The sequence below is a fragment of the Desulfonatronospira sp. genome (assembly GCA_003563255.1).
Classification (GTDB): Bacteria; Desulfobacterota; Desulfovibrionia; order Desulfovibrionales; family Desulfonatronovibrionaceae; genus Desulfonatronospira.
The window spans coordinates 1-6550 of the sequence record PWSL01000516.1; the positions used below are offsets into that span (position 1 = coordinate 1).

At 45.8% G+C, this 6550-nt stretch carries 5 protein-coding genes; 4 read left to right on the forward strand and 1 reads right to left on the reverse strand.

Features of this window, described 5'->3' with window-relative positions; genetic code table 11:
* The first annotated feature begins 261 nt into the window (after nucleotides 1–261).
* The 4 genes from QZP87_RS14995 (at nucleotide 262) to QZP87_RS15010 (ending at nucleotide 5004) form a co-directional block, all read left to right on the forward strand.
* Nucleotides 262–1665, forward strand: a complete 1404-nt coding sequence (locus tag QZP87_RS14995) for a surface carbohydrate biosynthesis protein (protein WP_291323735.1) — start codon at nucleotides 262–264, stop codon at nucleotides 1663–1665.
* 157 nt (nucleotides 1666–1822) lie between these two features.
* Nucleotides 1823–2653, forward strand: coding sequence for a hypothetical protein (locus QZP87_RS15000; RefSeq protein WP_291323736.1), 831 nt, complete (start codon nucleotides 1823–1825; stop codon nucleotides 2651–2653).
* Nucleotides 2654–3097: 444 nt separating this feature from the next.
* Complete coding sequence (locus tag QZP87_RS15005) at nucleotides 3098–3934, forward strand: sulfotransferase domain-containing protein (protein WP_291323737.1); 837 nt, start codon at nucleotides 3098–3100, stop codon at nucleotides 3932–3934.
* Nucleotides 3935–4230: 296 nt separating this feature from the next.
* Nucleotides 4231–5004 carry a sulfotransferase gene (locus QZP87_RS15010; protein WP_291323738.1) on the forward strand — a complete coding sequence of 258 codons (774 nt, stop codon included), beginning with the start codon at nucleotides 4231–4233 and terminating at the stop codon, nucleotides 5002–5004.
* A gap of 4 nt (nucleotides 5005–5008) precedes the next feature.
* Here the strand turns inward: QZP87_RS15010 and QZP87_RS15015 are convergent, their stop codons facing one another.
* Nucleotides 5009–5809 (reverse strand): glycosyltransferase family 4 protein, encoded by an 801-nt coding sequence (locus tag QZP87_RS15015; protein WP_291323739.1) that lies wholly within the window; start codon nucleotides 5807–5809, stop codon nucleotides 5009–5011.
* Nucleotides 5810–6550: the final 741 nt, after the last annotated feature.

The window sequence follows — 6550 nt, forward strand, 5'->3', positions numbered from 1 at the left end:
GAAAGAACTTAGCGCCCCCTGGAGATTGGCTGCAGTGGAGGACATAATCCAAAAAGCCGGTTTTATAAGACTTTGGGATAGTTATAAATATTCAAACTGACAAGGTTTGTGATCTCAAGTTATTACAATATCCGGAAAAAATTCAGCAGACACCATCCAGTCCATGTATGATATGCGGGGACAGCCCCCCATGGGCTGGAAATTATCCTCAGAATTCAGACACTCAGCATCACTTTTAAGCTGCCGGTAACCAGGACAAGCATGAATTATAAAATATTTTTTCTGCCCATTGAAACCAAGAACAGGGAATTTCTGGGCAAGTTGCTGACAGCTGCAACTGCAACTCAAGACAATTGGATGGTCTTTCTGGGCCAGGCCCCAAAAGTCCGCAAAACAGCTTCCCGCTTTATACCCGGGGTCTATTCCGAGATCAGCATACCCGAGTATAAACATGATGCACACCTGCTACATCTGTCCCGGGCAGGGCACAAAATTGTTAATATATGCGAGGAAAGTGTAACCTATCCTGAAGGCAGAGACTACTGCGACCGGAAAGTGGGGCAAAAGCCCCTGAAACTTGTGGATAAGTTCTTTGCTTCAGGATATCGCCATGCTGGGGATGTAGAAGCTTTTCGCAGCATCGATACTCGTCGTCTTCCCATTACCGGAAGCCCTCGCGTGGATGTCCTTCGAGCCGGATACAGAGAAGCATACGCTTCCCAAGCAAGGCGAATCAGGAAAGAACTGGATCCATTTATTCTGATCAATACCAACTTTGCCCGTTGCAATCCTCATCCCAACTACGGCAACCGCCTGGCAGGACTCAAGGATAAAAAAATTATATCCAGCGCCCATCAAGTCAAAATCTGGCAAGGCTCCCACGACTACAAAGCTGAACTCATGTCCGGTTTTATGAAGCTTATACCTCTTCTCGCTGATCGTTATCAACTCAAGGCGGTGATACGCCCGCATCCATCGGAAAATCATGACCGCTGGCACCACTGGGCTGAACAGTACAATAATATTCTTATCAAGCATGATGGCTGCGCCAATGAATGGATGATGGCTGCCAGGGCCACAATTCACAATGGATGCACCACAGGTCTGGAAGGCTTTATGCTCGAGCGGCCTGTTATAGCTTACGTACCTGATCCTGAAAACGATTATTCCAGAAACATTGCCAATGAGGTCAGCCATCAGACACATGATAAAGAAGAGCTCTTTGCTGCCGTGGAAAAGTCCCTGCACTCCGGCAGGCTGGACAGTGCAGAAGAAAGAACGATTAAAGCCGGCAAGCTCAAACATTATATTGAGAATGTTGATGGCCCCCTGGCCTCGGAACGTATAGTTGAAGAACTGAACACTATTGATGTTCCATCTCATTCACTGGATGACATACTGAGAAGAGCAAGAGGACGCAATTCCACCAAATACTTTTTCTTTTCCGCCTGCAAAGATCTCTTCAAAAAAGGGTTAAATACCGTCAGGAAAAGCAAGGACAGCAGGCAGGCCAAAGTATTGCAGAAATTTCCAGGTCTATCTGAAAAGGAAATCATGGAGTCTTTGCTCATCTGGCATCAACAAGGCCTTCTGCCCTCAATGCCAAGAGTGGTAAGCATAACCGATAACCTATTTTGTCTTTATCAAGAAAAAGTATCTGTTTAGCGCTTTTTAGGAAAGCAGGGGTCAGGCATCCCCGCACTTTTTTTAAAATGTCTACGTTTACCTGGAAAAACAAGTGCGGGGAGAGCCAGTCCCCGTGCCACATACAAAGCGCTAAACAGTTACAAGAAAAAGAACACCACAGCGAAGCTTTACAAAAATGAAGATTATTTATATCTGCGGTCTGGTCCACTCCGGCTCAACCATACTGGACATGGCTCTCGGCGCTCACTCCGGGATAGTCGGGCTGGGTGAAATCAGCCGGATATTGAAGGCTGATCAGAGAAATTTCTCTAACAGAGAATTCACTAAAATCCATTGCTCCTGTGGAAAAGACATGCTGGAGTGCCTCTTCTGGAGCGAGATTAGAAATAAAGCATTTCTGTGGGAATCACAGCCTGCCTCTTTACGGTACGAAGAATTGCTCACCATCTTCTCCAGCATCTTCGGAGAGAACAAAATTCTTGTGGACTCTTCCAAAGAAATATCTCCGTACCTCCTTGATCTACACAAAAACCACAAACTCAAAATTATATTCCTGGCTAAAGATTTCAGGAGTTGGTCCTATTCCATCCATATGAAAAAAAAGAAAAACATTTTTACTTTGCCTCTTCGCTGGAGAAGAGAAAACAAAAAACTGCTCTCGTTCCTTGAGAAAAACGGTCTGGATTATTACCCTTTGGGCTATGAAGAATTCGCCCTGTATCCGAAAACGATTCTTTCCTTACTTTGTCGATACATAGGTGTTCAATTCGAAGAAAACATGCTCCGTCCGGCCGGATCCACCAGCCATATCATAAGAGGCAACCGCGCCAGGAGCGATCCGGACAAAATACAGGCCATCAGGTACGACTCAAGATGGATGACATCAAACAAGGCTTCCCTGCTCCCTTTTCTCTATTTACCCCTGAACTCATTCAACAAGAAAATAGTGTTTTCCAATTATCTGAAAAGCAGAAAAGAAAATAACCGGCATGAGGGATTATTATAGCGCGGACAAAACAACAGCTTGCACTAAACGGCCTAGATGATATTACGCAACAGTTTTTACCATTCAGGAGGTCCTCGGTGTTGATTGCTGGCACCAGGCCCTGGGGACTGTCCCCCGCTATGTATTAACTGTGCAGGTTCTCACAACTTCGCGTCTGTCATTTTTGTATTTGTGCAAAAAGGTGTCGCGGGGACTGTCCCCGGGCCGGTTTCGGCATCCCCCTGAATGGTTACCAACAGTTCAGGGGATTATCAAAGGCGGTTCCTGGCAATCACGCCTCAGTAGTAACCGGGGACTGTCCCCAGACCGGTATCCAGCGTCCTTCTGAATAGCTGCCATTGACGGACCCTTAGCGATTAGGTCAGAATCCTGTCCGGCTCGAAATAGCAGACCAGTCATTGCTGAATGAATCTTGACATAACTTTTTAACCCTTCTGATACCATATGCCTTTTTTCAAAGAAAAACTGCGCGCAGTCCGTTTTGGCTGCAGGCTGGCCACAAGCAGCTTCCGCCTTCTGCCCGATTTTATCATAATCGGGGCTCAGAAGTCCGGAACAACCAGCCTGTTTCACTACCTCACCCTGCATCCTCAGGTGAAGCCCAGCTTTACCAAGGAAGTACACTTTTTTGATGGCGGAAAAAAGCCTGAAATAGACACCTTTGCCAAGGGCCCCTCCTGGTACAGGGCGCACTTTCCCTTGTACACCCAAAAAGGTCGGGGATTCATCACCGGAGAGGCATCTCCTTTGTATATTTTCAATCCCCTGGCTCCCCAGCGGATATTCAACCTTGTTCCTGAGGTTAAGCTTATAGCCTTGTTGCGCAATCCTGTGGAACGGGCCATTTCCCATTATTTTCATGAAAAAAGAAAGGGCCGGGAACAGCTGCCTGCCCTTGAAGCATTCCAGTCAGAAAAAAGCCGGATTGAAGCAGCTTTAGGACAACATGACTATAAGAGTTTAAACTTTATACACCATACCTACCTTAAAAGAGGGCTTTACGCTGAGCAGCTTGAGAGGTATCTGCAACTTTTTGATAAACAACAACTGCTCCTCATAAAAAGCGAAGATTTTTTCAACTCTCCGGGAGAGGCCCTGGCCAAGACATGCGGGTTCCTGAACATCAACGATAAGCATCATTTTTCCAACTTAACACCCAGAAATATAGGCCATAATAAACATTCGATAGATAATCCTGTCCGGGAATATCTAATGCAATACTACCTTCCTCATAATCAAAGGTTATGCAACCTGTTAGGACAAAACTTTACCTGGGAGTAATCCGCATTTTTATTTTGTATATGTTTAGGTATCTGTTTAGCGCTTTGGATGTGGCATGGGACGTAGCTGTTACGATGAACCATATTTATAACTACCAGTTAATATCTGACTTTTTGGTAACTTCTCAATAACTCTGGGCGATCTTACACTAAGAAAATACCTGGATTCCGGCTTTCGCCGGAATAACGAATGAAAACAGGTCGTTGCATTGTGATGTCATACCGGCGGAAGCCGGTATCCAGGAATACTGCCCGGAGTTATTGAGAAGTTACACTTTTTGCAGGTGAATTTAATAAATGCTGCAGCAAAACAGAAATATTGTTTATATTGTCCTGGGCATGCACAAGTCGGGCACTACGCTGGTCTCCAGACTGCTCATGGATGCAGGTGTACACATGGGTGACTTTGATTTGAACAGGGACTACGATTCCGGAAACCAATTGGAACGTGAGGAAACCAGGCTTATCAACAAAAAGATACTGGGTTGCGGAGATGCCTTCAGTCTGGAGATACAAGCCCCATTAAAGCCAAGTTTTTTTTCGGAAGAGGTCCTTGGTGAAGGAAGTAAGCTGGCGGCATCTCTTCAGCGCAAGCACCCGGTGTGGGGCTTCAAGGATCCCAGGACCTGTCTCACATATACCTACTGGGAAAAGATTCTGCCGGTTCATCGCCTGATCATGGTGTACCGCCACCCTGAAGAAGTGATCAGCCATTACTTTCGAAAAAGATTCAGTCCCACAGCAATCCCGAAAATCTCAAAGGCTTTCCAGTGCTGGACCCTGTACAACCAGAATATGCTTGATGTGCTCAAAAGACGTGAAGACGCTTTGCTTCTGAATTTCAGCCTGCTCATGCAAAACAGCGCTGAACTGCAACGTCTGGAACGGTTCTTGGGGCACCGTGTGGTAGATAGAAGAGAACCGCAAAAATACCGCTCAAAAAGAGGCAAAACCCTATACTATAATTCGGCTTTACTTTATAGTTTAATAATTCGCGGAGAGAACCCCCTGCGTCTGTTCAATACACTGGAGTCTTACCGAACAAAACAGGCTCAACAGATGGACGGCTAAGAGACTATTGAGCCTGATGAAAAATATCCGTCAAACTTTTGAGGTAACCGTCAAACCTGAAGTTCTTCAGCACGAGGTGCCTGGCCGCCAGGGACATGCTTAAGTAGCCTTCAGGTTCATGCACAATCTGCCGCACCGCGGCTGCAACATCGCCAGGATGCACAGCTCTAGGTGGCACCAGACGGTCCCGGCCCGGGCAGTACACCACATCCGGCATCCCCTGACGGCTGCTTGCATACTTCAGATATTCTGCCAGATCCCATTGCGGATCAACAATGAATCCTGTTTGGCCATGCTGCACTATCTCCGGCAAGCCATCCACCCCCGAGCATACCACCGGGCACCCCCGGGCCTGGGCCTCGAGGACCACTGTGCCGAAAGGCTCTCTAATGGAAGGACAGACAAGCAGGTCAATGCTGTCGTAAAAACCGGCCATATCCTGAACTGCTCCCAGAAATCGGGCCGGCACGGCAAGCCTGGAACAAAGCTCCTGCAGCACAAGTCCTTCCGGTCCGTCCCCGGCTATATGCAGCTCGGCATTCAAACCTTCATTTATCAGTTCCTTTGCGGCCAGGATCACGCTGGCCACGCCCTTGTAAGCCACAAGCCTTGCTGCCACCCCTATACGCAAGGGCCTGTTGTTTGACAGTTTCCTGGGCTCAGCCTGTCTTTTGTTGATTTCCGGTCGCAATGCATTTGGAACAATCCCGCACTGCCCATCATAACCCCACTTTTCTGCAAGCATTCGTTTGCCTGCAAAAGAGTTGCTTAAAACCATATCTACAGAATCAAGAAAATCTTTCATGGTCTTCGGATCATGGCGTCCCCATCCTATTCCTCTTTCAAAAAAAATCGTTTTTCTTTTCAATGCATTGCAGACATTGAGCTGTCCATATTTTGAAATGTGATTCCAAAATATTACTGTATCTGGAGTCAAAGACTCGATTTTTTTTCTGAAGTAACGCCCCCTAATAAACTTGGGAAGCCTAAATCCAAATAGTTTTTTATAATGAATAATTATTGCATTGGATTCTTCAAGCCTAGCCTTGATAGCCCGGTGAGGAGGAGTGCCTGAAAAAATTATACAATGGCAGGAATTATTAAATGTAGAATTGGTTACAATGCTAGCCAGATTGTTTTCTGAACCACCCAAAACATCCAGATTGGTGATAAAAACAATCTTTTTTTGTTTATCAGATGTCACATAGACCTCAATTTATGAATTGAAGGTATTTTTATTGTATCTGTTTAGCGTTTTGCATGTGGCAGTGGGACTGATGCACCTGCAAAAAGTCAGATATTAACTGGTAGTGATACAGATGGATTATATAACTCTTTGATTTTACTGACTACTGCTGGCCACTGACTACTGCGACTGGAAATAAGACTTATTGCAGTCGCATCAAATATCCTTCAAATGATAACTTTTACTCGCAAATAACAGAGTTTCTATTCAATTTTTATTCAGACGCTTTGCCGTTCTTGCCTGCACTTTTCCTGCAATATATTTCAGCTCATCCCTGGATAAATCTCTCGCCAGGGCGTA

Bases quoted from the DNA above. Each gene is read 5' to 3' on its own strand.
- QZP87_RS14995 (WP_291323735.1), top strand. From the start codon at position 262: ATGAATTATAAAATATTTTTTCTGCCCATTGAAACCAAGAACAGGGAA.
- QZP87_RS15000 (WP_291323736.1), top strand. From the start codon at position 1,823: ATGAAGATTATTTATATCTGCGGTCTGGTCCACTCCGGCTCAACCATA.
- QZP87_RS15005 (WP_291323737.1), top strand. From the start codon at position 3,098: ATGCCTTTTTTCAAAGAAAAACTGCGCGCAGTCCGTTTTGGCTGCAGG.
- QZP87_RS15010 (WP_291323738.1), top strand. From the start codon at position 4,231: ATGCTGCAGCAAAACAGAAATATTGTTTATATTGTCCTGGGCATGCAC.
- QZP87_RS15015 (WP_291323739.1), bottom strand. From the start codon at position 5,809: ATGAAAGATTTTCTTGATTCTGTAGATATGGTTTTAAGCAACTCTTTT.